The organism is Peribacillus sp. Hz7, assembly GCF_042136355.1.
Taxonomy (GTDB): domain Bacteria; phylum Bacillota; class Bacilli; order Bacillales; family DSM-1321; genus Peribacillus; species Peribacillus asahii_A.
The window spans coordinates 1-2,069 of the sequence record NZ_JBHHJV010000052.1 but is presented as its reverse complement, the minus strand read 5'-3'; the positions used below and the strand labels follow the sequence as shown (position 1 = coordinate 2,069).

The 2,069-nt window shown below is 43.5% G+C and carries 1 protein-coding gene and 6 tRNA genes; all 7 read right to left on the bottom strand.

The genetic code is table 11. From position 1 onward, the window contains the following. Positions 1-380: 380 nt before the first annotated feature. The 7 genes from ACE199_RS23420 to ACE199_RS23390 all read right to left on the bottom strand — a co-directional run bounded on the left by ACE199_RS23420 (position 381) and on the right by ACE199_RS23390 (position 2,025). Positions 381-1,310, bottom strand: coding sequence for a sporulation protein (locus tag ACE199_RS23420; protein ID WP_375351910.1), 930 nt, complete (start codon positions 1,308-1,310; stop codon positions 381-383). 216 nt (positions 1,311-1,526) lie between these two features. Beyond that, positions 1,527-1,600 (bottom strand) — tRNA-Ile (locus tag ACE199_RS23415). A 5-nt stretch (positions 1,601-1,605) separates the two neighbouring features. Further along, positions 1,606-1,679, bottom strand: a tRNA-Gly gene (locus ACE199_RS23410). A gap of 3 nt (positions 1,680-1,682) precedes the next feature. After that, positions 1,683-1,759, bottom strand: a tRNA-Asp gene (locus tag ACE199_RS23405). 21 nt (positions 1,760-1,780) lie between these two features. Continuing rightward, positions 1,781-1,857 (bottom strand) — tRNA-Arg (locus tag ACE199_RS23400). Between the two features lie 9 nt (positions 1,858-1,866). Next, positions 1,867-1,942, bottom strand: a tRNA-Lys gene (locus ACE199_RS23395). Between the two features lie 7 nt (positions 1,943-1,949). Next, a tRNA-Val gene (locus ACE199_RS23390) sits at positions 1,950-2,025 on the bottom strand. Positions 2,026-2,069: the final 44 nt, after the last annotated feature.

Genomic DNA, 2,069 nt, shown 5'->3' with positions numbered 1-2,069 from the left:
GTTTTCTTGATTTTGGCCTTCATGACCCCGATGAAGGACATTTCTCTGGCTCGTTTTCTCAAATTTGGCCTTCATGACCTCGATGAAGGACATTTTCCTGGCTCATTTTCTCGGTTTTGTCCTTCATGACTCTGATGAAAGACATTTTCCTGGCTCATTTTCTTGATTTTGGCCTTCATAACCCCGATGAAGGACATTTCCCTGGCTCATTTTCTTGATTTTGTCCCTCATAACCCCGATGAAGGACATTTCCCTGGCTCGTTTTCTCGATTTTGGCCTTCAACACACTTTAAGGACCGCAAAAAGGCAGTATCTGAGGAGAATAATGGTTCAACTAAATAGAAAGGCTGCCCTGAAAGGACAGCCTTTTTATATATTAATTAAGACTCCTCACTATCATCACCGCCGAAGAAATCAAAGGCTTCCTCAAACTCCTCTGCTTCTTCTTCAAACACCTCCTCAACAAACTCATCCATCACTTCGGCAACTAACATACCTCCTAACACGCCAACAGCTAATCCGCCAATCATGCCGGGTAAAGCGGAAGAAATACCGTGATGATGATTAGCCTCATAAGAAAAAGGCTGTGCATAAACATATGGCTGTTCAACTGCTTCAGCGATATATTGCCCTAATACTTTCTCAAGCTCTGCTTCATTTTCAAGAATTGTCCAATCTAAGCGAAATTCTCGTTTTGCTTCCACTTCTTTGTAGCCGTTTTTGCAATCTACTTCCATCCAAACAGAAATCCCTGATTGTTCAGCAGCAAAGCGCATTTCCACTTCACTTACTTGTCCTAAGAATGCCTGAGTAGGGAAAAAGGCAAATTCCTGACCATATTGATCAATTTTACCTGAATCCGCCTTCTCTCGAAAACCTAATCGGCCCATTGCATTAAAAATTGCTTGAAGTGCTCCTTGTGGTTGAACAATGAGATGATCGACATCTTTACGGTCGACTCCTCCCTCGATATCTAGGTGTGTATCAAAATGATAGGAAACCGTTCCTCGTGAAACCGGGATATTAGTAGGCAGTGCATAATGAAAAGGGATCACCTTTTGTTCTTTAGGCTGAATGCGGTCGCGGCTCATAAGCGGTATATACGCAATTTCCTTAGAAACGTTACCTTGCTTCAGTGAAACATTCATCATGAGGCGAACAGCCAATTGATTGATTTTCTGCTCTACCTCACCACCTTGAATAACGACTTCTCCTTGAATATTTTCCCCTGCTTGATACTGCTGATGATTGAACTGTAAATCTACGGTCGCAGCCCCTTTTCCTAAGCTGGCTAAAATCTTTTTGAACATAGTGTTTCTTCCCTTCAACGTTTTAATATGTAAGTAAAATAGCTTCCTAAGATTATCGAGATACTCTTAGATACTTTATAAATATACGATAAACATTTAAAATAGTTTCAAACAAAATGATATTTCATAGTTTAACAAAAAAACACTAGCCCTATTTGGACTAGTGTCATTTCTTTGTAAGCTGCTGTTGAATAATAAGAAAATACTATACGATAGTGGGCCTAAGTGGACTCGAACCACCGACCTCACGCTTATCAGGCGTGCGCTCTAACCAGCTGAGCTATAGGCCCATATTTGGAGCGGGTGAAGGGAATCGAACCCTCATCATCAGCTTGGAAGGCTGAGGTTTTACCACTAAACTACACCCGCGTATGGCGGTCCGGACGGGACTCGAACCCGCGACCTCCTGCGTGACAGGCAGGCATTCTAACCAGCTGAACTACCGGACCATATGATGTTAAATTTAAATATGGCGCGCCCGAAAGGAGTCGAACCCATAACCTTCTGATCCGTAGTCAGACGCTCTATCCAATTGAGCTACGGGCGCATATTAAGATGGTGAGTCATGCAGGATTCGAACCTGCGACCCTCTGATTAAAAGTCAGATGCTCTACCAACTGAGCTAATGACTCATGCAAATGGTGGAGGATGACGGGATCGAACCGCCGACCCTCTGCTTGTAAGGCAGATGCTCTCCCAGCTGAGCTAATCCTCCAAAATGGTGACCCCTACGGGATTCGAACCCGTGTTACCGCCGTG